At 55.0% G+C, this 24487-nt stretch carries 24 protein-coding genes; 4 read left to right on the plus strand and 20 right to left on the minus strand.

Annotated features, from left to right (window positions below):
- Window positions 1-37: 37 nt before the first annotated feature.
- The 11 genes from ACOOGA_RS06900 to ACOOGA_RS06950 form a co-directional block, all read right to left on the minus strand.
- On the minus strand, window positions 38-1060 hold the full coding sequence (locus tag ACOOGA_RS06900; protein ID WP_420430046.1) for a hypothetical protein: 1023 nt from the start codon (window positions 1058-1060) through the stop codon (window positions 38-40).
- A gap of 136 nt (window positions 1061-1196) precedes the next feature.
- Complete coding sequence (clpB, locus tag ACOOGA_RS06905; protein WP_420430047.1) at window positions 1197-3794, minus strand: ATP-dependent chaperone ClpB; 2598 nt, start codon at window positions 3792-3794, stop codon at window positions 1197-1199.
- Window positions 3795-3983: 189 nt separating this feature from the next.
- Window positions 3984-4757, minus strand: a complete 774-nt coding sequence (locus tag ACOOGA_RS06910) for a DUF4167 domain-containing protein (protein WP_420430048.1) — start codon at window positions 4755-4757, stop codon at window positions 3984-3986.
- A gap of 193 nt (window positions 4758-4950) precedes the next feature.
- On the minus strand, window positions 4951-5820 hold the full coding sequence (gene prmC / locus ACOOGA_RS06915; protein WP_420430049.1) for a peptide chain release factor N(5)-glutamine methyltransferase: 870 nt from the start codon (window positions 5818-5820) through the stop codon (window positions 4951-4953).
- Window positions 5817-6902: a peptide chain release factor 1 gene (gene prfA, locus ACOOGA_RS06920; protein WP_417462136.1), complete on the minus strand. Its 1086-nt coding sequence runs from the start codon at window positions 6900-6902 to the stop codon at window positions 5817-5819. The genes prmC and prfA overlap by 4 nt, the downstream gene beginning before the upstream one ends.
- Window positions 6903-6907: 5 nt before the next feature.
- The gene (hisS, locus tag ACOOGA_RS06925) at window positions 6908-8146 is read right to left on the minus strand and encodes a histidine--tRNA ligase (protein ID WP_420430050.1); all 1239 of its coding nucleotides are present in this window, start codon (window positions 8144-8146) and stop codon (window positions 6908-6910) included.
- A 21-nt stretch (window positions 8147-8167) separates the two neighbouring features.
- On the minus strand, window positions 8168-9277 hold the full coding sequence (ispG, locus tag ACOOGA_RS06930; protein ID WP_417462138.1) for a flavodoxin-dependent (E)-4-hydroxy-3-methylbut-2-enyl-diphosphate synthase: 1110 nt from the start codon (window positions 9275-9277) through the stop codon (window positions 8168-8170).
- Window positions 9278-9385: 108 nt separating this feature from the next.
- Entirely contained in the window at window positions 9386-10345 is a 960-nt protein-coding gene (locus ACOOGA_RS06935) for a helix-turn-helix domain-containing protein (RefSeq protein ID WP_417462139.1), read from the minus strand.
- Between the two features lie 294 nt (window positions 10346-10639).
- Window positions 10640-12847 (minus strand): phosphoenolpyruvate--protein phosphotransferase, encoded by a 2208-nt coding sequence (gene ptsP, locus ACOOGA_RS06940; RefSeq protein ID WP_420430635.1) that lies wholly within the window; start codon window positions 12845-12847, stop codon window positions 10640-10642.
- A gap of 133 nt (window positions 12848-12980) precedes the next feature.
- The gene (locus ACOOGA_RS06945) at window positions 12981-13991 is read right to left on the minus strand and encodes an NAD(P)H-dependent flavin oxidoreductase (RefSeq protein WP_420430051.1); all 1011 of its coding nucleotides are present in this window, start codon (window positions 13989-13991) and stop codon (window positions 12981-12983) included.
- Window positions 13992-14014: 23 nt separating this feature from the next.
- A complete protein-coding gene (locus ACOOGA_RS06950; protein ID WP_417462142.1) occupies window positions 14015-15244 on the minus strand; it encodes an aspartate kinase in 1230 nt (409 codons plus the stop codon).
- 160 nt (window positions 15245-15404) lie between these two features.
- On the opposite strand from ACOOGA_RS06950, the gene ubiG reads away from it, so the two are divergent.
- Complete coding sequence (gene ubiG / locus ACOOGA_RS06955; RefSeq protein ID WP_420430052.1) at window positions 15405-16190, plus strand: bifunctional 2-polyprenyl-6-hydroxyphenol methylase/3-demethylubiquinol 3-O-methyltransferase UbiG; 786 nt, start codon at window positions 15405-15407, stop codon at window positions 16188-16190.
- Between the two features lie 20 nt (window positions 16191-16210).
- Here ubiG and ACOOGA_RS06960 read toward each other — a convergent pair whose 3' ends face one another.
- Window positions 16211-17125, minus strand: a complete 915-nt coding sequence (locus tag ACOOGA_RS06960) for a CPBP family intramembrane glutamic endopeptidase (RefSeq protein WP_420430053.1) — start codon at window positions 17123-17125, stop codon at window positions 16211-16213.
- A 142-nt stretch (window positions 17126-17267) separates the two neighbouring features.
- Here ACOOGA_RS06960 and ACOOGA_RS06965 point away from each other — a divergent pair, with 142 nt between their 5' ends.
- Window positions 17268-18143, plus strand: coding sequence for a helix-turn-helix domain-containing protein (locus ACOOGA_RS06965; protein ID WP_420430054.1), 876 nt, complete (start codon window positions 17268-17270; stop codon window positions 18141-18143).
- A gap of 4 nt (window positions 18144-18147) precedes the next feature.
- On the opposite strand, the gene ACOOGA_RS06970 is transcribed toward ACOOGA_RS06965, so the two are convergent.
- The 4 genes from ACOOGA_RS06970 to ACOOGA_RS06985 all read right to left on the minus strand — a co-directional run bounded on the left by ACOOGA_RS06970 (window position 18148) and on the right by ACOOGA_RS06985 (window position 20509).
- Complete coding sequence (locus ACOOGA_RS06970) at window positions 18148-18606, minus strand: DUF1178 family protein (protein ID WP_417462146.1); 459 nt, start codon at window positions 18604-18606, stop codon at window positions 18148-18150.
- Window positions 18603-19433 carry a carbon-nitrogen hydrolase family protein gene (locus ACOOGA_RS06975; RefSeq protein WP_420430055.1) on the minus strand — a complete coding sequence of 277 codons (831 nt, stop codon included), beginning with the start codon at window positions 19431-19433 and terminating at the stop codon, window positions 18603-18605. Before ACOOGA_RS06975 ends, ACOOGA_RS06970 begins: the two co-directional genes overlap by 4 nt.
- A 4-nt stretch (window positions 19434-19437) precedes the next feature.
- Entirely contained in the window at window positions 19438-19680 is a 243-nt protein-coding gene (gene grxC / locus ACOOGA_RS06980) for a glutaredoxin 3 (protein WP_420430056.1), read from the minus strand.
- Window positions 19681-19765: 85 nt separating this feature from the next.
- Window positions 19766-20509, minus strand: coding sequence for a double zinc ribbon domain-containing protein (locus ACOOGA_RS06985; protein ID WP_420430057.1), 744 nt, complete (start codon window positions 20507-20509; stop codon window positions 19766-19768).
- A 122-nt stretch (window positions 20510-20631) separates the two neighbouring features.
- Here ACOOGA_RS06985 and ACOOGA_RS06990 point away from each other — a divergent pair, with 122 nt between their 5' ends.
- Window positions 20632-21459 carry a methyltransferase domain-containing protein gene (locus ACOOGA_RS06990; protein WP_420430058.1) on the plus strand — a complete coding sequence of 276 codons (828 nt, stop codon included), beginning with the start codon at window positions 20632-20634 and terminating at the stop codon, window positions 21457-21459.
- Here the strand turns inward: ACOOGA_RS06990 and ACOOGA_RS06995 are convergent.
- Window positions 21456-22007, minus strand: coding sequence for a nucleotidyltransferase family protein (locus tag ACOOGA_RS06995; RefSeq protein ID WP_420430059.1), 552 nt, complete (start codon window positions 22005-22007; stop codon window positions 21456-21458). The genes ACOOGA_RS06990 and ACOOGA_RS06995 overlap by 4 nt on opposite strands.
- Window positions 22004-22444, minus strand: a complete 441-nt coding sequence (mutT, locus tag ACOOGA_RS07000; RefSeq protein ID WP_420430060.1) for an 8-oxo-dGTP diphosphatase MutT — start codon at window positions 22442-22444, stop codon at window positions 22004-22006. Before mutT ends, ACOOGA_RS06995 begins: the two co-directional genes overlap by 4 nt.
- A 110-nt stretch (window positions 22445-22554) precedes the next feature.
- Here mutT and ACOOGA_RS07005 point away from each other — a divergent pair, with 110 nt between their 5' ends.
- A complete protein-coding gene (locus ACOOGA_RS07005) occupies window positions 22555-22788 on the plus strand; it encodes a Flp family type IVb pilin (RefSeq protein ID WP_420430061.1) in 234 nt (77 codons plus the stop codon).
- A gap of 5 nt (window positions 22789-22793) precedes the next feature.
- Here ACOOGA_RS07005 and ACOOGA_RS07010 read toward each other — a convergent pair whose 3' ends face one another.
- The gene (locus ACOOGA_RS07010) at window positions 22794-23042 is read right to left on the minus strand and encodes a hypothetical protein (protein ID WP_417462154.1); all 249 of its coding nucleotides are present in this window, start codon (window positions 23040-23042) and stop codon (window positions 22794-22796) included.
- Between the two features lie 160 nt (window positions 23043-23202).
- Window positions 23203-24447 (minus strand): bifunctional glutamate N-acetyltransferase/amino-acid acetyltransferase ArgJ, encoded by a 1245-nt coding sequence (gene argJ / locus ACOOGA_RS07015; RefSeq protein ID WP_420430062.1) that lies wholly within the window; start codon window positions 24445-24447, stop codon window positions 23203-23205.
- Between the last annotated feature and the right edge of the window lie 40 nt (window positions 24448-24487).

Raw genomic sequence — 24487 nt, forward strand, 5'->3', positions numbered from 1 at the left:
CAGAAGCTCATTTGGGTCCAGCTTCGCGAACCCTCTGTCAGGCTTTGTCACCTTCCTCATAAAACCGGGTTTTCTGGCGCGTACGCACAAAAATACCTGCGTCATCTATCGCTTTCCGAAGCGCAAAATCCCCCGCCGGTTTTACAAGCAGATGAACAAACCCGTTCTCGGTTCTAATCGTAGCGTCTTCCGCTCCGACGCGTGGCGTCAGCAACAGCACACAGGCAGCCGCTTCTTTCTGGTTTTGCACAATCTGGATGAGGTCAAGGCCAACACCACCCTCAATACGCTCGTCGGCAATCAAGACGTCCACCCGGTCCTTCTCAAGAACCGCCAGCGCTTCACCAAAAGTTTCAACCTGATGAAAATTATAAAGCTTGCTGAGCTTGCTGGCATGGCCGAAAAATTCCTGTCGGCTCGCAACAGCCAATACTTTCGCGAGCGACGCCTTGCGCGCCGCATAGGCAGCTTCACCGCCCATAGCCATGGTGCTGCGCGGTACTGGCTCGCCGTCCACGCTCACGCTGGCGCCCATGGCATCCAGCACCGCCCAGCTCTGGCGGCTCAGATGGCCAAGCTGCACCTCTTTGCCAAGAGCGAGGTAATCTTGCGCGATGATGCGTTCCACAAGGTCAGAGCCCGCTGCAAGCACATCCAGCTCGTCATGCTCAACAAAGGTAGCAGACATGCCAACAAGCACGATCCGGTCGCCTATAGCGTCACGGGCCGGCAGCAACAGCCATTCCACGTCCTTATGCCGATGACCAAACCAGAAGCGGGAGTATCGGTCCAATCCCACCTGTTGGTCAAAACAGATGTCTGCACTTTCAAGCTGTAGCGCCTTGAATTTTTCCGGATAGCAGAAGGTCATGGACTGGCCGAGGATATCTGCGCCAAGCACTTCCATCACCTCGTCACCGCAAAAGTCATAGAAAACATCACCCGCTTCACGCACGATGATCACACCGGCTTTGCGAAAGTTCAGCTCTGTTTCTTCAAAAAATTCCCGGAGCTCAGGCAACTTGCCTGACACGGCGTGTTGCCGCCAAAACTTGAACATCCGCTTGCAGAGCTTGTGACGCATTTGGAACCTTCAGCACATGGTGTCTGTGTGCAATATGCGCTCTTGCTCCAATTCATGTCAAACGCCGGTCGGAAAAGGCCGCCAATGGCGGCCTTTCATAATGGCTTTATTATCAAGCGGCGGCAGATGCGTCCGCCTTAGCTTCAAAGGTCAAGGCGCCGTCCTGAACCGAAACAAAAACGGTATCCCCGGGCTTCACGTCACCGCGCAGAATACGTTCGGCCAGCGGGTCCTGAATATTCTTCTGCACTGTTCGCTTGAGCGGGCGCGCGCCATATACCGGGTCATAGCCTGCATCCGCGAGCCAGTTGCGGGCGGCATCATCAAGGGTGAGCGTGATCTTGCGGTCCACCAGCAATTTGTGAAGCCGTTCAAGCTGGATATCAACAATGCCCGCCATGTGCGCCCGCGCGAGCCGGTGGAACAGGATGATTTCATCCAGCCGGTTAATGAACTCGGGCCTGAATGCACTTTTCACCACGTCCATCACACCGTCGCGCACTTTTTCAACCGGGTCATCCTCCCCCAATTCCGCTATCAAATGCGAACCAAGGTTGGAGGTTAGGATGATCATGGTGTTGGTGAAATCAACTGTGCGACCCTGCCCATCTGTAAGACGGCCGTCATCCAGCACCTGCAACAGCACGTTAAAGACATCAGGGTGCGCCTTCTCGACCTCATCAAACAACACCACCTGATAAGGGCGTCTGCGCACCGCCTCTGTCAGCACGCCGCCTTCTTCATACCCAACATAACCGGGAGGAGCACCAATAAGCCGCGCGACCGAATGTTTCTCCATAAACTCGGACATATCGATGCGCACAAGCGCGGTATCGTCGTTGAACAGAAACGCGGCCAGCGCCTTCGTAAGCTCGGTTTTACCAACCCCAGTAGGCCCGAGGAAGAGGAAGCTGCCAAGCGGGCGGTTTGGGTCCTGAAGACCAGCACGCGCACGGCGCACGGATGATGACACCGCTTCAAGAGCTTCAGCCTGGCCAATCACTCGTTTGCCAAGTTCGTCTTCCATGCGCAGCAGCTTCTCACGCTCACCTTCGAGCATTTTTTCAACCGGCACACCGGTCCAGCGCGCAACCACGCCTGCGATATCCTGATCCGTGACCTCTTCACGCAACAGGTTGCTCTCATCCGCCTTCGCAGCACCTTCGATGCGGCGTTCAAGCTCAGGGATCGTGCTGTGCTGCAACTGGCCCGCGCGCTCATAGTCGCCACGGCGCTGGGCTTGCTCAAGTTCCACGCGGGCTTGATCAAGCTGTTCTTTCAGTTGCTTCTCACCGGCGATCTTGTCTTTTTCCGCCTGCCAACGCGCGGTCAGCTCAGCTGAGCGTTCTTCAAGCGCTGCCAGTTCTTTTGCAAGCTCCTTGAGCCGCGCCTTGGCACCCTCGTCCTTTTCCTTTTTCATCGCTTCCCGCTCGATCTTCAACTGAATGATCTTGCGGTCCAATTCATCAATCTCTTCAGGTTTCGATTCGGTTTCCATACGCAGTCGCGACGCGGCCTCGTCCATCAGGTCGATGGCTTTATCGGGCAGGAAGCGGTCGGTGATATAACGATTGGAAAGTGTGGCGGCCGCCACCAGCGCGCCGTCGGTGATACGTACACCGTGGTGCAGCTCGTATTTTTCCTTCAGGCCGCGCAAGATTGAAATGGTATCTTCCACGGTGGGTTCAAGCACCATCACGGGCTGGAAGCGACGCTCCAGCGCGGCGTCCTTCTCAACATATTTTTTATATTCATTGAGCGTGGTGGCACCGATACAGTGCAGTTCACCCCGCGCGAGCGCGGGCTTCAAAAGGTTGGAAGCATCCATCGCACCATCGGTTTTCCCGGCACCCACAAGCGTGTGCATCTCGTCAATGAACAGCACAATATCGCCTTCACCTGCCGAGACTTCCTGCAGCACACCCTTCAGCCGTTCCTCGAATTCACCACGGTATTTTGCGCCCGCGATCAACGAGCCCATATCAAGCGCCATGATGCGCTTATTCTTGAGGCTGTCCGGCACATCACCGTTTGCGATCCTGAGCGCGAGCCCTTCCGCGATTGCGGTTTTACCCACACCAGGTTCACCGATAAGCACCGGGTTATTTTTGGTACGGCGCGCCAGCACCTGAATGGTGCGGCGTATTTCTTCGTCACGCCCGATAACAGGGTCCAGCTTGCCCGCGCGTGCACGCTCCGTGAGATCCTGAGCAAAACGCTTGAGCGCATCATAGGCGTCTTCCGCCGAAGCTGTATCAGCGGTGCGGCCTTTGCGAATGTCATTGATAGCCTTATTGAGCCCATCGGGCGTCACACCCGCCTGCATCAATATCTTCCCGCCCTCGCACTTCCCGGTCAGAAGGAAGGCCAACAGCAGACGCTCAGCGGTGACATATTTGTCGCTCGCTTTGTTTGCCACTTCTTCCGCTTTAGCGAACAGTTGCGCGGTCAGCGGGTCCAGATGCAGTTGCCCGGCGCCCGCGCCTTCTACCTTGGGAAGCTTGGCAAGAGCACTTTCAACACCTTCTTTTGCTTGGGTCGGGCGACCGCCGGCGGCGCGAATAAGGTTCGCGGCCAAACCTTCCGGATCGTCCAGCAGGACTTTGAGAATATGTTCTGGCGTAAAACGCTGGTGCCCTTCACGAAGCGCAAGGCCTTGGGCACTTTGGATGAAACCACGCGTGCGGTCTGTATAGTTTTCGATATTCATGTGTCTTTAACCCCATGATTAGTATCGCCCTTCTTTGAAGCGACGAAGATTCATACTGATTACAAGCCAGCGCCTCTATTGAGCACACTGTGCACTATACATGTGGGTATGGTAACAAATTCAGGCAAGGGTCAGGCACAAAAAAGGCCACCCGAACAGGCAGCCTTTTTTAATCTATTATCGCCTCTTTTAAGCGGCCGCGTTATCTTCCGGCGCTTTTGGTGCATCTTCACCTTCGCCGCCTTCGGCGTCCGCTGCCTTGCGGGGAGCGCGTTTACGCTGCACCGGCGCACGGCGGCGCTTTGGCTTTTCTTCTGCGTCCGCAGCAGGTCCCGCGACCATACCATCAAGGTCCAGCTCAGGGTGCACTTCAACAGGTTGTTCCTGCTGTGCCGGGTCCGCCGGGCTAACTGCATCACCCGTGGCGCCGTTTTCCTGCGTGCCCTCTGGGCGAGGCCTGCGACCACCACGACTACGGCGCGGCTGACGGTCTTCCCCGTCGTCACCACGATCGTTGCGATCATTGCGGTCGTTGCGATCACCGCGGTTCTGGCGTTGTTCACCACCACCCCGGTTGTTGTTCCGGCCGCCTTCTCGATTACCGCCCTCGCGATTACCGTTGCTCCGGTTACCACCCTCGCGGTTGCCACCGTCACGATTACCGACATCGTCGGAATCGTTATCGTCGTTGTCATCCGTTTCAACATGGGCGCCAGGGCCGCGCATATCATTCATAATCCGCTGATAGTGGTCTGCGAATTGATAATAATATTCAGCCGTTACACGATCACCCGCCTGACGGGCCTCTCGTGCCTGGTTTTTATATTTTTCCAAAAGCTGCTTTGGATTACCGCGAACCCTAGGTTCTGAACGTGTATTCCCCGGGCCGCTCGACTTCCCCCCGCCTTTACGAGACGGAGAGCGACCGCGCTGTTTGTTGCGCGCGTTTTGTGCTTGTTTCATTCGAAATCAATACCAACAGTGATCAGAAATCATGAATTAAAGACAGGCTGGGCCTGTCGCTCTTCCGACATCGACATTCGACCTTATTTCGGAATTAGTCCTGGAAACCGGCCATCGCCGTACTTCTAATGCCAAGGACTAGAAATACCCTAGCGGCCTTTTTTAGCTATTCCAAGGATAAATCGGGCCATCGTTAACTTTTTTTGCCGATTATCACGCGCTCAAGCCCTGCAAGGTCTGCATTCACAGCGACATTCTTGAACCCTGCGGCTTCAAAAAGCGCTATCACGTCGCCTGATTGGCCGATACCGATCTCAACCGCCAGATATCCACCTGCGTTCAGATACGCCGGTGCTTGCTTTGTGATGATCCGGTACGCATCCAGCCCGTCACTACCCCCTTCAAGGGCCGACATGGGCTCATACTCCCGCACGTCAGGCATCAAACCCGCAATATCAGGCGCCGGTATATAAGGTGGGTTTGAGGTGATGAGATCGAAGCCGTCATCTGGTACAACCAGTTCATCAAACCAATCGCTCTGCACAAAGGTCGTGCGGTCAGCAACGCCGAGCCTATCTGCGTTCCTCTCAGCAAGTGCCACAGCGCTGGCGTTTACATCCGCGCCAACACCATAAGCATCTGTGCGCTCATGCAGCAGGCTCAACAGAATGCAGCCCGTACCCGTACCCATATCCAGAACCTTAGGATTCTCTATTGGCGCGAGCACTTTCAAAGAAACCTCAACCAAAGTTTCCGTATCTGCGCGCGGAATCAGCGTTTCAGGGCTTACTTCAAACTCCAGGCTCCAGAACTCCTGAACCCCGAGAATATAGGCAACGGGTTCGCCACACCTGCGCCTTAAATACGCCTCACATAACGCCACACATTCTTGTTCAGATAGTATAAATTCCCGCTCTGCGTACACGCGCATGCGGGGCCAACTGAGGGTGTGGGAAAGCAAAATCTCTGCGTCCAGAAGCGCACAATCGCCGCTGATATCCCTGAACCCCGCCTCCATAAAACGAAGGCAGGCATAGGCTGTACCCGGAAAATCCGCTGTCAAAAGCCCGCTTCCATGGCAGAAAGTTTAGCTGCCTGGTCTTCTGAAATCAGCGCGCTGATCACTTCCGTCAGCCCGTCGCCCGCCAGAATCTGGTCGAGTTTATGGAGGGTTAGCCCGATACGGTGATCGGTTACCCGGCCTTGCGGGAAGTTATAGGTGCGGATTCGCTCTGACCGGTCACCCGAGCCAACTTGCGACTTGCGATCGGTTGCACGTTCGTTCGCGATCTTCTCGCGCTCAAGATCATACAGCCGGGCACGGAGAATCTTCATCGCCTTGTCCCGGTTCTTGTGCTGTGATTTTTCAGACTGCACTACCATGATTCCCGTCGGCAGGTGGGTGATCCGAACCGCAGAATCCGTGGTGTTCACATGCTGTCCGCCGGAGCCGGACGCCCTCATTGTATCGATCCGGATGTCTTCTGCGCGGATATCGATATCCACTTCTTCCGCTTCAGGCAGCACGGCGACAGTGGCGGCACTGGTATGGATACGGCCGCCAGATTCGGTAACCGGTACTCGCTGCACCCGGTGCACGCCAGATTCGAACTTGAGCTTTGCAAACACACCCTTACCGGCAATGTTGGCCATCACTTCCTTAAAGCCACCCACTTCCGCGGGTGAAGCCGAGATCATCTCAATCTTCCAGCCCTGGCTTTCGGCGTAGCGCTCATACATGCGGTACAGGTCACCAGCAAACAGCGCTGCTTCGTCACCGCCTGTGCCCGCCCTGATCTCAAGAATGGCCGAGCGTTCATCGGCTGCATCCTTTGGCAGAAGCTGGATCGAGAGCGCATGCTCCATCTCCGGCAGGCGTTCCTTCAGCTCATAAAGCTCTTCCTGTGCCAGCTCACGCATCTCTGCGTCATCACCGCTCGCCGCCATTTCCTTGAGGTCTGCCATCTCGTCGCGCGCTGCTTTCACCGCATTCACGGCCTCAACAACGGGCCCCAAGTCCGCATACTCGCGGCTCAGGTTGACAAACTCCTCGTTTGAAAACTTGTCCGGCGTACCTAGCGCGTGGCCCAGATAGTCATACCGATCGAGAAGCTGTTCGAGGCGTCCTTCAGATATGCTTGCCATCCGCCTTACCCCACAACCGCGCCAGCAAGCGCATCAAATGTCACCTGGTCCTGCGTGCCACGGTCAAGATCCTTGACCATCGCAACACTCGCTTCAAGCTCGTTGTCACCTATGATAACAGCAAACCTTGCATTTGCTTTGCTTGCCCGGGTCAGGCGTTTTTTAAGATTACCGCTGCGATCTGCCAAAACGGTCACGCCGCCCGCGCGCATATCTTCAGCCAAGGTATAGGCTTTCAGCGTTGCGGCCTCGCCCATCGGCATGATGAACACAGGCCGTTTTTCCTCAAGCTCGATGGTTGAGAGCATGGCTAGGCGCTCAATGCCGCCAGCCCAACCAACACCGGCAACCTTTGGGCCACCGAGCTTTTCAATCAAACCATCATAACGTCCGCCAGCCAACACCGTGCCTTGCGCACCCAGTTCCGTGGTCACAAATTCAAACGCTGTGTGGGTGTAATAATCAAGCCCACGCACCAGCCGCTCATTGTGTTCATAGGGCACACCAACAGCGTCAAGACCCGCCTGCACGGCACCGAAAAACGCGCGCGAAGCCTGGTTCAGATGCTCCGACAGCAGCGGTGCGTCCGCGACGATGATCTTGTCGCCTTCGTCCTTGCTATCAAGAATACGCAGTGGGTTAGTCTCAAGCCGGCGCAAACTATCTTCGGACAATTTGTCCTTATGCTGCTCAAGGTACGCAACCAGCGCGTCACGATAGGCTGCGCGGCTTTCAATGTCCCCGAGCGTATTCAGGTGCAGGATCACCTTGTCACCTTGCCCAAGTTCACATAAAAGCCGCCATGCCATCGCGATCATGTCCACGTCAAACTCAGGTGTGTCGGGGCCCAGAAGCTCTGCGTTGATCTGGTGAAATTGCCGATAGCGGCCTTTTTGCGGGCGCTCGTACCGGAAGGCAGGGCCGTGGCTCATCAGGCGACAAGGCAGGTTCTGCTGCATACCGTTTGAAATGAACGCCCGGCAAACACCCGCTGTGAACTCGGGACGCAGCGTGACTTCTTCGCCGCCGCGATCTTCAAAGGTATACATTTCTTTCGAGACAACGTCTGATGCTTCACCAAGCGGGCGCTTGAAAACTTCCGTGAACTCAAAAATCGGGGTGGACAGGTCTTCAAAACCATAAGACCCAGCGACGCGGCGGAAAGTCTCAACCACCACACCCATTCGGCGGGCTTCATCCCCATAGATATCGCGCGTGCCCCGCGCTGGTTGCAGTTTGGACACGGGAAATTCCTTTTATTTTAGCTAATGAGACGCGGCTGCGGCGTCGATTTCCGCGGCTTTTTCTTCAACCAACGTCACAATATGATCAACGAGTTTGTCGTCGGTAATTTTATGGTCAGTCACGCCCGAGAGGTAAACCATATGGTTGCCCTGCCCGCCACCTGTGAGGCCGATGTCTGTTTCGCGCGCTTCGCCCGGGCCGTTGACCACGCAGCCAATGATCGAGAGGCTCAGCGGTGTATGGATATGCGCAAGGCGCTCTTCCAGCACCTCAACGGTCTTGATCACCGGGAAAGCTTGCCGCGCGCATGATGGGCAGGAAACGATCCGCACACCGCGGTGCCGAAGGCCGAGCGATTTGAGAATTTCAAAGCCCGCCTTCACCTCTTCCACCGGATCAGCAGACAAGGATACCCGCACGGTATCGCCGATACCGGCCCAAAGCAGGGACCCGATACCGATTGAAGATTTCACCGTACCGCCCCGCAAGGCACCAGCTTCGGTGATACCGAGATGCAGCGGATAATCACACGCGTCAGCCAAGCCGTGATAGGCTGCTACAGCGAGAAAAAGGTCAGACGCTTTTACGCTGATCTTGAAATTGAAGAAGTCGTTATCTTCAAGGATGCGGGCGTGCTCAAGCGCGCTTTCCACCAGCGCTTCGGGGCAAGGCTCGCCGTATTTCTCAAGCAAGTGTTTTTCAAGCGAGCCAGCATTCACACCAATACGCATGGAACAGCCGTTTGCTTTTGCGGCCCGCACCACTTCGCGCACCCGCTCTGCCGAGCCGATGTTGCCGGGGTTGATACGCAGGCAAGCGGCCCCTGCATCAGCGGCCTCAAGTGCGCGTTTATAGTGGAAGTGAATATCCGCAATGATCGGCACACCAGCTTCGCGGCAAATCTCAGGCATCGCTGCCGTTGATGCTTCATCCGGGCACGAAACGCGCACGATGTCAGCGCCCGCTTCTTTTGCCGCATGAATTTGCGCGATTGTGGCTTGCGGGTCAGACGTGAGTGTATTGGTCATGGTCTGCACGGAAATCGGCGCATCTCCACCCACGGGAACATCGCCCACCATTATCTGGCGGGATTTCCGTCTGATCACATCTCTCCAGGGGCGGATACTCATCGCGCGCTCACACCTTTAATACCACGGTCGTTTCGTGGCGTTATACATGATGAAGCGCCTTACCAAAAGCAAGGATTTTCAAGAAATTCAATATGGGGACAGCTATACTTAGCGCGAGCCCGTTACAAACGCCGCATGCGCTGCGATGTTGGAACGCAGGCTCTCGCGATCAAGTGCCATCTCGCTCACGACCTCACCGCGTTCACCAAGGGCAGACAATGTCTTGCCGCCAACCGAAAGCGCAACACCGCCTGCATTGCTGGTGGACAGAAGAACTGATCCTTCAAGAAGCGGACGATAGCTTTGTCCTTCGCGCAGCACACCTGACCAGATTTCGGTTCCGTCCTGCTTGGATAGGCGCACCCATGCGTCTTCGTTGGCGGAGAGCACAATATCGCTATGGGCTTCGCCTTGTGGCGCGCTTGGCATAGCGTTCGCGGCAGGCAAGAAAAGAGACTGCGGCGCCGCTTGGTCTGCCCGTTCATTTTTTGGATTGGTCCGGGTGTCATCAGTTTTTGGCTGAGGTACCACGTCCTGCAAACCGGCTTTGGCAGCGGCGGTTTGCACAACCTCACTTGAAGGCGTTTTATCGGTCTCGAGCGTTGCTTGCACGGCCATTAGTTGAGCTGTATCGGTTGCCGCATCGACAAGCGTATTATCGGAAACCAGCGAGAAGGGCGCAATGCTGCTCCCCAGAAAGGCCCAACACAGCGCCACGCCAACAATACCGCCAAGCGGAGACAACCATGCGGGTAACCGCCGAGCGCGTACAGGCGCAGCAGGTTTATGTATGGGGTTTTGCATAGCCTTCTGAGGCTCAGGAATGCCCAGTTCCTTCTTGAAGGCCTGAGCAATGCTATCGCTATCAAGCGAAAGGTGCGCTGCATATGCGCGAACGAAGCCAACTGCAAAAGTTTTCCCCGGCAGCTCGTCAAAAGCGCCGGTTTCAATTGCCGTCAAATAGCTTGTTCTGATGCAGATATCTTTTGCTACAGCTTCGATGCTGATGTTGCGGCTCAAACGCGCCGCCTTCAACAGTTCACCGACTGTTTCCGTTTGGTCTGTCATTTTATAACCGTCCCCTGCTACTCAATAACCGGGCAGCCCCTCGCCCTAGTAGCGATATACCGTTTCTTTGGGTCGGTAGGCTTTTACCCCCAACCTCTCGAGCACCACTTTCAGGCTGCATCAACCGCCCCGCATCTCGCGGCAGCCAGTGGTTGCGGCCCAAATTTATTTTTCAACGGTTCTATTGGACCACACATTAGTCAAAAAACATTTAATGGCGTGTGTCAAATAGAATCAAATTTTAAAGGTAAGTTTTTAGCCTTTGAGGGCAACAGACTGCAAATGAACGATAATTTACAGTTTGATATCATGGTCTCGCGCAAAGTGAATCAGTTTGTCGCGAATCGAATGTTCAGCCGATGAAATGTTGGAAGTGACGAAGCCTTCAAGCGCTTTCAGATTGAGCGAACGGATCATACGCTTCACCGGACCAACGGAGGTTGGCGAGATGGATAGGCGCCTGAGGCCAAGCGCCACAAGTGCCATGGCTTCAATTGGCCTGCCGCCCATTTCCCCGCATAATGTTACCGGCACGCCCGCCTTGTGGCAGGTCTGCACAATACCGTGCAAGAACGAAAGCACGGGCGGCGCCAAGAGGTCATAGCGGTTTGCAAGTCTTGGGTTTGAGCGATCACACGCAAAGAAAAACTGCATCAGGTCATTGGTGCCAATAGAGAGAAAGTCAACTTCCTTCACCAGCAGGTCCATCTGCCATGCGAGCGACGGCACCTCAAGCATACAGCCGACCTTTACTTCTGTCGGCGGTTCCTTGTCATACTTCTTCAGCCGAAGCAGCTCTTTATTCAGGATGGATTTGCAGCGCTTAAGTTCTGCCACCTCGGCAATCATCGGGAACATGACGTGCAAGGTGCGTCCCGCCGCCGCATAGAGAAGTGCGCGCAACTGATAACGGAGAAGCGCCGGGCGGTCGAGCGCGATACGAATAGCACGCCAGCCCATGGCAGGGTTTTCTTCTTCGTCCCGCGGCAAGAAAGGCACGGGTTTGTCACCGCCGATATCAAGCGTGCGGAACACCACCGGCCGATCACCCGCTGCCTCGATCGCCGCCGCATAGACCCTGGTCTGCTCATCAACACGCGGCAGCGCAGGCGCAACCATAAACTGAAACTCGGTACGGAACAGACCAATGCCTTCCGCGCCAGTACTATCAAGGCTTGGCAGGTCAACCAGCAGGCCAGCGTTCATCAGCAGGGTTATTTTTTCGCCGTCCAGCGTCTCTGCTGCGAGGTCACGTTCCGCCGCATATTCCGCCAGCAGCTGTTCCTGCAGCTTGAGGTTAGCTTTATAGCTCTCAAGCACATCATCCGCGGGTCGCACATAAGCGTGCCCCGAGGCAGAATCAACAACAACAGGCTCACCCGGTTCAACATGAGTTAGAAGTCCCGTGACCCGGCCAATCATTGCTATACCCATGGCCCGCGCAATGATGGTTACGTGTGAGGTGCTGGACCCCTCCTCAAGCACGATGGCTTTCAGATATTTGCGGTCATAATCCATGAGCTCGGCGGGACCGAGCGTACGGGCAATAAGCACAGAGTCTTCAGTTAGTTTGGCCCGGTGGCTGCTGGTATCACCCTGTATGATACGGATCAGGCGAACGGCCAAATCATCAAAATCAGAAATACGCTCTCGCAAATAGGGGTCACGGATCTTGGCCATCCGCATGCGGTTTTCCTGCTGCACCCTGTCGACCGCAGCCTCTGCTGTCAGGCCGGACATCACAGCGTCGCGCATCTTCTCCTGCCAGCCCTGATCGTAGGCAAACATGCGGTAGGTCTCGAGCACCTCGCGGTGTTCACCGCCATGCGCGAGATCAGGGTGTTCAAGCATCTGCTCGAGCTGCAGACGCATCTCGGCGATGGCATCCTCAAGGCGGGTACGCTCTTCGTCAATATCGTCTGCGACCGTACGGGTAATGCGCACTTGCGGCTGGTGGAAAACAGCAACCCCTGCGCCAACACCGCCAGCAAGCGCCAGACCGTCAAGCGTGATCGGCTCACCGGTTGAGCCGCTGTCCTCGGTCAGTTCTCTTTTGTCTACCAGCTCGCCCGAGGCCACAAGCTCGGCGATCACCATTGAAATGGTTTGAAGCGCTTCCACTTCTTCCGGCTTGTAGCGGCGCGGTGCTACGTTCTGCACCACAAGCACACCAACAACACGGCCGGTGCGCAAGATGGGTACGCCTAGGAAGCTGTGATAAATATCCTCGCCTGTTTCAGGGCGGTATGCGAAGCGCGGGTGTTGCGGTGCTTCGGAAAGATTAAGCGGCAGGCCACGTTCAGCCACGAGGCCAACCAGGCCCTCTCCCACGCTGAGACGGGTTAAGTGAACAGCTTCTTCTTTCAGACCTTCAGTGGCAAAAAGTTCGAGCACGCTGCCCGCACGCGCAAGGTAGATGGAGCATACTTCGGCAACCATATTCTGCGCGATCACCCGCACAACACGGTCAAGCCGATCCTGTGGTTTGCCGCTGCCGGCCATCACGCTGTGAAGCCGCCTCAGTAGCAATCTTGGCTGACTGACATGGTCAGGCAAGGTATCCCCCTTCGCTGTTTCGCGCCTTTCAAAAAGCCGTCAATGGCTTCATGAAAACCGCGGCTCTCGAGCCAACGGGCTAGTCTGCAAGATAGGTGCAGGCTTGTCCCACAAGTTCGTCGATTATCATGGCTGTCGGCTCGATCTTCTTGACCATACCAACACTTTGGCCTGCCATAACAGACCCGGTTTCCACGTCACCGTCAACCACTGCGCGGCGAAGCGCGCCACCCCAGAAGTGCTCGATCTGCATCTGCCCTTCTTCCTGGCTAACCTCACCCTTCTGGAAACGCGTCACGATAGCTTGTTGTGTTTCCATGAATTTTTCCGTGCCTTCGTTCCGAAGCGCCCGCACCGGAATTACCGGGAAACGCTGATCGATTTGCACACTTGCGATTGCGTCCCGTGCGTTGGCACGAATGAATGCCTTCTTAAAATTTTCATGCGCGATACATTCTTCAGCCACCACAAAACGTGTGCCGAGCTGTGCGCCAGACGCCCCCATCTCCAGATAACTGGCGATGGCTTCGCCGCGGCCAATACCGCCCGCCACGAACACGGGCACATCTCGCAACACAGGTAAAATTTCCTGTGCCAAAACACTTGTGGAGACGGGACCAATATGGCCACCAGCCTCCATGCCTTCAATGATGATTGCATCAACGCCAGAGCGGACAAGCTTTTTAGCCAGTGTGGCCGTTGGTGCAAAACACATCAGCTTGGCGCCAAACCCCTTGATCTTGGCGATAGCAGCACCCGAAGGCAGACCACCCGCCAGCACCACATGACTCACGCCTTGTTCGCCGCAAACATCAATCAAGGCATCCAGATCAGGGTGCAGGGTGATCAGGTTGACACCGAACGGCTTGTCTGTCAGCGTGCGTGTCGCTTCAATCTCTGCCGCCAGCAACTCCGGTCCCATGCCGCCACAGGCAATTACACCAAAGCCACCAGCGTTTGAAATCGCCGCTACCAAATGGCGTTCGGACACCCACGTCATCGCACCACCAAGAATGGCGTATTTACTGCCGAGGAAATCCGTGCCGCGCTTCCACAGCGCGTCAAGCCGCGCAAGTCCTTGTTCAGACATTGCAGTCCCTTCAAACATCAAGATCAGGCTTTCACAGGCGCATCAAGGCCGTAAGCGCTATGGAGCGCTCGTACAGCAAGTTCAGTATATTCTGCATCAATAATCACACTCACCTTGATCTCTGATGTTGAGATCACCTGAATGTTGATGCCTTTCTCAGCGAGTGTATCAAACATGGTCCGTGCGACACCGGCGTGGCTGCGCATGCCAACACCAACCACCGAAACCTTCACCACGTTACCGGTGTATACCAGATCACGGAACTTTAGGGCTTCTTTGTTGCTCTCGAGCACCTTTACAGCCTTGAGAAGGTCATCCTCAGGCACCGTGAAGGTCACATCCGTGGAGGTACCATCCTCAGACGCACTTTGCACGATCATGTCAACGTTGATGTTGGCGTCAGCAAGCGGCGCGAACAGGTGAGACACCTGGCCCGGACGATCCTCAAGGCCAACAACGGTTACTTTTGCTTCAGCGCGGGAATAAGCGATCCCGCTAACGACTTCCTGTTCCACGATTTCATCCTCACCGACAACAAGCGTTCCGGGTTTATCTTCAAAAGAAGACAACACCTGCGTGCGCACACCATGTTTCATGGCAAGGGCAACAGAACGTGTTTGCAATACTTTGGCTCCAAGGGATGCCATTTCAAGCATCTCTTCATAGGTAATTTTATCGAGCTTACGTGCCCGTGGCACAATACGGGGGTCGGTGGTGTAAACACCGTCCACATCCGTATAGATATCACAGCGATCAGCTTTCAGCGCGGCAGCCAGCGCCACCGCAGATGTATCAGACCCACCTCGCCCAAGCGTGGTGATGCGGCCATCATCCGCAATGCCTTGGAAACCGGCGACCACAGCAACGCGGCCACCTTTCAGGCATTCCTCCAGGGCTTTAGTGTCAATCTCCTCAATCCGGGCGGCGCCATGCACACTATTGGTGCGTATCGGCACCTGCCATCCAAGGAAAGAGCGCGCAGGCACACCCATTTCCTGCAGACAAATGGAGAGGAGGCCAACGGTAATCTGTTCACCCGCCGCCACAACGGTATCATACTCACGGGCGTCATGCAGGGGCGCAGCCGCGCGGCAGAATTCCACGAGCTGGTTGGTGGTGCCAGACATGGCAGAAAGCACAACAACAACTTCGTGACCTTCAGCGACCGCTTTTGATACCCGGTTCGCCACATTGCGGATACGGTCAACATCGCCGACCGACGTACCGCCAAACTTTTTTACTATCCGTGCCATTTAATGTTTCCGGCCCTCGCTTTAGAATGAGGTCTGTCATTTTGACGCAACAACTTGACCCGATTAGGCTTCGCGTGCGTATTGAAGTGCAGCGCGATATTGTTTAATGGCTGGTCAGCGCTCGTGCAAGCGCTCAAACAGATGAACAGCTTCGAAAAGCTTGTGGGTAGCAAAAGATATGCTGAATGACGGCAATAAAATGGCAGAGGGTGCAACGGTCAATGAAGACGAGGTTGCTTTCTTCGCGCGCATCGCCGACAGCTGGTGGGACCCGAAAGGCCCGTTCAAACCCTTGCATATCCTGAACCCCACACGTCTTGCTTATATCCGGCAGGAAGTTGAGGAACACTTTAGCCTTGAGCAAGGCCTAAAGCGACCTTTTGAAGGTCTCCGGCTTCTCGACATCGGTTGTGGTGGTGGTCTGATCTCGGAGCCTATGACGCGCCTTGGCGCCCACGTTGTTGCCGTAGACGCTGCGGAAAAGAACATCAAAACCGCCAGCGTGCACGCCTCACAAGGCGGTCTTGAGATTGATTTCCGTAACACGACAGCCGAAGCACTTGCGGACGCGGGCGAACAGTTTGACATCATCATCAATATGGAGGTTGTTGAACATGTGGCGGACGTAGATGCTTATCTTGGCGCGTGCCAGACACTCCTCAAGCCCGGCGGGCTCATGCTGCTGTCCACTATCAACCGCACAGCCAAGGCCTATCTCTTCGCTATTGTTGGTGCGGAACATATCCTGCGTTGGCTGCCTGTTGGGGCGCACGACTGGAATAAATTCCTGACCCCACATGAACTGGCGGCTGCATGTACACGCGTTGGACTGAAAAGTGGGCTTGCCACCGGGTTTGTGATGAACCCCTTCAGCCAAAAATGGCGGCTGTCTGACACGGACACCAGCGTAAATTACGCAATGACGGCAACCAAGCCTAAAGCCTGATTGCCACCAATCTCAACGTGCTAGGCGGTCAGGGTCTTGCGTACACTGCGGTAAAGCAGCGCACACCCGATAAGCAAAACCACCATAGTGATCGCGCTATTTTCCGGACCCGCTGCGCCGCCGGTCACCCAGTTTGCCTGACTTTCATCCATCACCAGGTCCACCCACAGCGGCGTGATATCCAGCGCTATGCCAGTGGTTGGCAAACCAAACCATGTAATGAACGACCAGTTCCACGCGGCATGCCAAGCGCAGGCACCCCAAACTGATTTCTGCCTGATGGCAAGGAAGCTCAGAAATATGGAGAATAGCATGGTCATGGAAATGAAAATGCTGAAATCAATCAGGCTAAAAGCTTCGTCGCCGGAAAAGTCCACATGCATCAGGGTGAACAGTGTTGCGTTTGAGAGAATACCCGCCCAAAGGCCAAAACGCTCAGATACCCGGGAAAGCATCCACCCCCGGAACATGATTTCTTCGACGCTTGATTGCACTAAAAACCCAAGTGCAAGAAAACAGATGGGAGCATAGCTTACCAACGCGAAGTTTTGCGGGCGCTCTACACTATAGCCACCAAACGCCCAAATCCCCACTACAGAAGCAGTCGCCATAACAAGGCCAACACCGTAGCCCCAGCCGAGCTTGTTTTTGGCCTGAGACTCCAGGATCATCCCCATACTGGCGAGGCCGCGCCCCTCAAAAAACTTCACCCACAGCCCTAATAGGACCAATACAGAGCCAAACAGAACCGTCAGCATGTAAAGGATATTGGGATAGGTCTCTATTTCATCTTCGGCAATCATGCCGCTTTCGATAGCCGGCACGATGGCTAATATCTGACCCGCAAAGAAGATAATTACCAGTAAGAACGGTACGGCCCACACCCAGGTGCGCCGACGACCCTCTCGGTCGCCTGGAAATATTGAAACACTCATTTTGGTTCCCTCGCTGTTATGCTCGTCTATATGCGAGCCTTGATGCGCATATTAGAGACACAACAACGTGGGCCGGGATATCAATATCTTGCGGTTTTATCGCCCTTACCGTACGCCTATTGTGAGGAGTGTGGAGAAAGCGATGGCACCAACAACAGGAAAAATAGACGGCTCTATTCTGCTACGTGCCAATGCAGAGATGATGGACCAGATCAATCTGTTGAACGAGGTCGCCATTTCACGGTGGGCTATTGGCCGCAACAGCGTCGCCTATGAAAAAAATGATAGTCACACCCTCAGCCTCTACCTGAAAGGTGGAGACACCAGCTATCGCGCCGATCAACGTTCGAACAGTGGCGCACCAGGGCGCCTATGCCTGATGCCACAAGGCCATGCCTCTCATTGGCATATTGGCGATAAAGTGGATTTTGTGCATCTATACTTCAGCGATGCCTTCTTCAAACACTATGCTGCCAGCTATCTTGAATATGATGCGCGGCTGATTGAGTTGCGGGATGTGACCTACGCTGACGACACCGTTCTCCAGCACTTGCTAACCACATATTTTGCCCAGTGCGAGGCGGCACGACATTGTGCCAGCATGGAAAGCGAACAAACATTGATGCAGATATTCAATCACCTGATCTGCAGTTACAGCGCCATCGAACTGAAGAACCGCACCATAAAATCTGGCCTTTCGGACTACCACCGCAAGATCGTCAGGTCAGCTATAGCTGAACGGCTCCAGGAAAAATTGACAATTAGTGACATGGCAAAACTGACCGGGCACAGCCCCTATCATTTTGCCCACATGTTCAAGCTGAGTTTTGGCGCCGCACCTGCACAGTATATTAATCGACAGCGGATCGAGCGGGCAAAGACCATGCTGGGCACCAATGCATCACTTGCATGCATTAGCGCAAAGCTTGGCTTCGCACATCAAAGCCACATGACCACTCAGTTTAGAAATATTGTCGGGGTAACGCCCGGCGCCTACCGCGCCTGCCTGAAGTCTTGAAACCTTAGGCGTCTTCACGTCCACTTGGGTTTCCGGGCAACGGCAACACGTCTATGCCCTCATCCAGAAGAGCCTGGGTTTCTTCAAGAGTGCTCTCGCCATAGATGCCGCGTTCATCTGATTCGCCATAATGAATCTTGCGCGCTTCCTCAGCGAACTGATCACCTACATAGTCGCAGTTTTTTTCAACGTGCGATTTCAGCTTCGCGAACACTTTTTTCGCCTCAGAAGCAAGTTCGCCCAAGCGGGCGTCATCTTTATGCTGAACCATCGGGGCCGCTTCCACACGCTGGTTACCTTTTGTTCCAACGTTGGGCGCCATCGGTGCTTTTGAAACTTCTACTGAGCCGCAGTAAGGGCATTCAACCAAGCCTGCGCGCTGCTGCTCCGCAAAGGCAGTTGAAGACTTGAACCACGCTTCAAAGCGATGGCTATCCGGGCATTTCAGGTCAAAGACGATCATGAATGTTCACTATAGACTGTTTCAAAGCTGCGGCCATGGTTAAGCGATGGAACCTTCTGCCGCGCTTCCGCGACTTTTGCAAGGTCAAGGTCAACAAAGGTTACCCCCACCTCTTCGCCTGCATCCGCCAAAACTTCGCCCCATGGGTCAATCGCAAGGCTGTGACCATAGGTGTCGCGACCCGTTGCATGGTGACCCGTTTGCGCAGCCGCGAGCACAAAGCATCCGGTTTCAATCGCGCGCGCTTTCAAAAGGGTATGCCAATGGGCTTTGCCAGTGGGGCGTGTGAATGCCGCCGGAACCAATAATACCATTGCTCCTGCCTCTGCCATCGCACGGTAAAGATACGGGAAGCGAAGATCATAACAAACGGAGAGACCAAAAGTGGTCAGCGGTGTTTTTGCAACGATCGCCTTGTCCCCGGCATCATAAAGCGCGCTTTCGCGGTAAGCCTCACCGCCGCCCAAATCAACGTCAAAAAGATGTATCTTGCTATAAGCATCCGCTATTTTGCCATCAGGAGAAATCAAGTAGGAACGATTGGCAAGCCGGTCTTCCGCCACCTTGGTAATCAGCGACCCGATATGCAGCCATATGCCCAATTCCTTTGCCAACGCACAGAAACGCACAAGGCCAGGGTCCTCATCCTGAAAAAACGCTTTCTCCAGAACCACCTGACGGTTCATCTCCATCAAATGGGTGGTTTCAGGCGTACTGATAAATTGCGCACCGCCCAGCGCTGCTTCGCGAATAAACCGCTCAGCGCTATCCGTTGCGGGGCCGATCTCATTACCGGTATTCAGTTGCACAAGGGCTGCACGCAGCATGATGTTATCCCGCAAGCAGGGTGTCTAGGCCACCGCGCGCATCAAGGGCGTACATGTCATCGCACCCGCCGACATGGGTATCGTCGATCCAGATTTGCGGCACAGTATTCACACCGCCTGCTTTTTCGCGCATCTCACGCCGCGCTTGCGGGTTCATATCCACGCTGATTTCACGGAACACTGCGCCTTTCTGCTGCAACAACGCTTTGGCGCGGTAGCAGTAAGGGCACATTCCAGAACTATACATCACAACATTTGCCACGTTTGGCGCTCCTATACTCATTCGGCTCTTATGTAGGGCAAAACCCGCGCGAATTAAAGGGGAAGCAAAGTTACCCTGCGGAAGGATGCTTCACGCGCGCGAACACAACCAAGCCAACATGCGAGGCGCCGCTCCGCTTCAGGGCTTTCGCGCAAGCCGAAGCTGTCGCGCCTGTTGTAAGCACATCATCAACCAGCAAGACCGATTTGCCAGCAATCGCTTGTTTACCATCAGCTGTGACACGAAACGCCCCCGCCACGTTACGCTTCCGGCTCTTCCGGTTCAGTGTTCCTTGGCTTGGTGTGGCTTTGCGCCGCTCAAGCGCAAATGCCTCAAGCGGGAGCGAGAGATTGGTTGCCAGCGTTTTTGCCAGCAACTGAGACTGATTAAACCGTCGCATCAGCAGTCGCCTTGAATGTAACGGAACCGGAATAATAAGGTCAGGCTTAGCTTCGCGTGCAATTGACCCCGCCATCATACGGCCGAGTGCAGGCACGCCCGACCCTATCCCTCCGTATTTGAGACCAAGGATCAAAGATTTCGCCCTATCGTCATAAACAACAGCGGCCCGCGCCCAATCAAACTCCGGCCGCTCCCGCATACAGGCGCCGCATTCGGCCCCGTCCAGGTCACCAGCGGCAAAAGGCAACCCACACAAGCCACACATAGGCGCTGTTATCATGGCCATTTCACCCCAGCATGTACCGCAGAGGTGCCCATCATCAGCGATGCGCGTGCCGCACGATGGACATCGCGGCGGCAACAGAAAGTCCAACACCCCGCGCCCCACACGTTTCACATTATCTGCGACCATTCTCATAACCTGAGCCTAGCAGGCGATATGAGGCCACACCATATGCCAATTCCAACTCGCTCTACCAAAATGGTTGCACCTAAGTAGTTGCGCAGGGCTTCAGGCTCGCTTAAGGAAATCGCATGGCAAATGATACACAGTCTCCAAAACTTTTTGACATGCGGGCCGTTGAACGCAACATGGCGCGCGGTGCCCGCATGGGTTCTTCTTTTGATTTCCTCCGCAATGAGATCGCGGACCGGATGGAAGACCGGCTGCTTGATATCAATCGCCAGTTTGCAGAAGTGCTCGATATTGGCGGGCGGTTTGGCCTGCGCCCAACCCAAACAACGGCCCTGCCACAAGATGGCGACGCCCTTGACGCAACGCCTGCAAGCTTCGATCTCGTGATCTCAAACCTTGCCTTGCACTGGGTGAACGACCTGCCCGGCCTGATGGTGCAGTGTCATCACGCCCTGAAACCTGATGGCCTGTTCATGGCTTCGCTTTTTGGTGGAGATACGCTGCATGAGCTAAGGCACGCGCTTATCGCCGCCGAATCAGAGATATTGGGCGGCGCCAACGCCCGCGTTATTCCGTTCGCTGACGTCCGAGACCTTGGCAGCCTGTTGCAGCGCGCGGGTTTCGCACTTCCCGTTACTGATATGGACACCATCACGGTCACCTACGAGCATCCGCTCAAGCTGATGCAGGAACTGCGCGGCATGGGGGAAGCCAACGCGCTTGTGAGCCGCAGCCGCCGGTTTTTACGCCGTGATGTGCTTATGCGGGCCTGTGAAATATACGTTGAGAAATACGCGCTAGAAGACGGGCGCATCCCCGCAACCTTCCAGGTCATGTATATGACCGGTTGGCATCCACATAAAAGTCAACAGAAACCCCTTAAGCCGGGCAGCGGCGCCGTCAATCTTGCGGATGCGTTGAAAGCTGGCAAGCCCCCCAAGCCCTAATTCACCAGCTCGACATTGGGCCAACGTTCAAGCCAGCCCTTTTGAACAACTCGCACATCAAAGATTGTTCTGTCACGCCGGATGATCGCCGGAGTTGGCCGAAGCCTGTGAGCCAAAAGGTCATCAAGCCCAAAAGGAGCTAATATCTCAAGTCGGTCATCAGCATTAAGACGTACGGCGACGGCTGTCGCTGTTTCCGGCCAATGAGCAAGCGCTTCGCTGATTGAGGGGTATGGTGGATCACTCGCCTTCTCATGCATGCGGGCCTGATTGCGTACCTGCCACTCCTGCCCAGCGCATTCTCGTTCCAGCGCTTGCTCGAAACCTTGCTCTGTAGCGAGGGAAAGGTCGTTTCGGTCAAAATAAACCACGTCAGTGTCGGCGATTACATGGGCGGGTTTGGGCTTATAGAAACTGTTCCAAACCCTGTTGCGAATAAACCCTGCAGCGACATAGGCGCCAAAGGGCCCTACGCTGCGAACCGCTTCCAAGGCCCGGCGGGAACTATCGTCAGCCAGTATATATGGAGCTAGCGCGTCCGCACTCAAAAGAAGTCCCGCAGCATGGCAATAAGAGGGATGTCCGCAGGTGGCATTTCATACTCACCCAGATCACGTATCTTGACCCATTTGGTGCGCTGGCCTTCAAGGCCCTGCACAAGACCTTCCCACTTGCGGCAAACAAAAAGTGGCATCAAGAGATGAAATTTCTCATATGAGTGGGAGGCAAAAGCAAACGGAGCAAGGCAGGCAGCGGTAATATCGATGCCCAGTTCTTCCTTGCATTCCCGGATAAGAGCGGCCTCGGGAATTTCACCTTCCTCGACCTTTCCGCCAGGGAATTCCCACATGCCTGCCATAGACTTGCCTGCGGGTCGCTCTGCGATCAAAACACGGCCATCAATATCGATAAGGGCGATAGCAGCCACCAGCACAGTCGGCAGGCCTGCATCAATTCTCACATTGGGTTCGGGGCAATCATCCATAGGCCAACGCGTAGCGCCAGTTTTAGTCAAATTCAAGCTTTAACCGATTGTTTATTTTTGAAGGGGAGTGTGGACATTGAGGCATTCAGGCATTGAGGCGGAATAACATAATGTACGGATATATTACCCTGACAGCTCAGCTTATATTACCCAAGCGCATAACCGCGCTTCTGGCTGACCTCAGGGGTGACCTTCAGGGAGCAACCGCCGTAGAATATTGCTTAATCGCAGCACTTATCGCAGGCGGCATAGCAGGCGGCATTGGAGTGCTCGCTGATCTCGTCACCGGGCTGTTCGATATGCTCTCAACCCGAACGCAGGAAGTACCCGTCGGGGAAGACTAAAAACTTCAGCTGAAGGCAGCTTCCTGAAACAGGCTTGAAGCACGGGCTTTGCGCACACTTAGTGTGTCGTCGTCCGCATTCACCTTCAAACGGTCATTGATCACACGACGCGCGCGTGTCACTTCCCGTTGCATATACTCAAGTTCTGCAAGCTTCTCAGCGCTTTCATCTGAATAGCGACCCAGCGCATCAGCAAGTGCTGTATCCAGCTCATTCAAAAACTTTAGTTGCAGTTCCAAGTTTACAGTTGGCATCTTTTTTCTCCGGCAACTCTCTAGTCAGCATGACCCCACGCTAATCAATTCAAGTCTCATGCCAGAAAAAACATGTTAAAAATCAGAGCATTAGTTAAAACAAAACCCCAACCCGGCAGGAAACGCCCGGTTGGGGTGATGCGTAGCGGGTAGATATCGCCTAGCTGCGATAATCAGCGTTGATACGGATGTAATCGTACGTCAGATCACAGGTCCAGACCGTGGCAACACCTTCGCCAACACCCACGTCAATGCGAATGTCGATCTCTTGGCCCTTCATGTGGGCCGTGGCTTCTTCCTCATTGTAGCGAGGATGCACCGCACCTTTGTGCGCCACATGTTGACCACCAATCCATATCTGCAGTTTGTCGCGTTCTGCCGCCTCACCAGACTTGCCAACAGCTGCCACCAAGCGGCCCCAGTTAGCGTCTTCACCGGCAATTGCTGTTTTCACCAAAGGGCTGTTCGCTGCTGACTTAGCAATCGTACGCGCGGCCTCGTTGCTTTCCGCACCTTCAACGGTGATCGCCACAAATTTTGTGGCCCCTTCCCCGTCTCTTACAATCTGCTGCGCGAGATCAATCATCAGTTCATCAAACTTCGCGCGGAAATCTGCGAGCCTTGGGTCGTCAGGGTCGTCAATCGGGTCATAACCCGCACCAACCCCTGTCGCAACCGCAATACAAGTGTCGTTCGTCGATGTATCGCTATCAACCGTAATGCTGTTGAAGCTGCGGTCAGTTGCGCTTGAAAGCAGCTTCTGCAAGCAATTGTGAGTAAGCGCCGCATTGGTGAACACAAAACCGAGCATAGTGGCCATATCAGGGGCGATCATGCCCGAACCTTTGGTGATACCGGAGATCACCACCGGCCGCCCCTCAAGGGTCGCCACCCGACAGCAGCCCTTTGGATAGGTGTCTGTTGTCATGATCGCACCAGCAGCCTCGCGCCACATGGCGCCAGACATGCCCGCGTGAATACGGGTCAGTGGTTTTTCAAACAGATCACCATTGAGCGGCACACCAATTACCCCGGTGGAGCAAAGCAACACCTCCTCTGCCTCGCACCCAACAATGTTTGAGGCCACGTCCGCAGACTTAACGGCGGCTTTCATGCCCTTCTCACCAGTGAAGGCATTAGCGTTGCCGGCGTTTACCACCAGCGCCCTTATCTTGCCGCCTGTTTTCTTAAGAGCGGCACGGCACCAGTCAACTGGGGCGGCCGGGGCTTTTGAGCGTGTGAACACGCCTGCAGCCACAGATCCTTCCGAAAAAACCGCCAAAAGCAGATCAGGCCGTTCCCGTTTTCGGAAACCCGCATGCATCGCGCCCATCTCAACACCGGGCACTGGCAAAAGATTGGGGAAGCCTGCAGGGGCAAGCGGTGAGATTCTAGACTCGGCCATACGATCCATCCATCCTCTGGAATAAAGAGACCGCATAATG

This window comes from Kordiimonas sp. (genome assembly GCF_965216265.1).
Lineage (GTDB): Bacteria > Pseudomonadota > Alphaproteobacteria > Sphingomonadales > Kordiimonadaceae > Kordiimonas.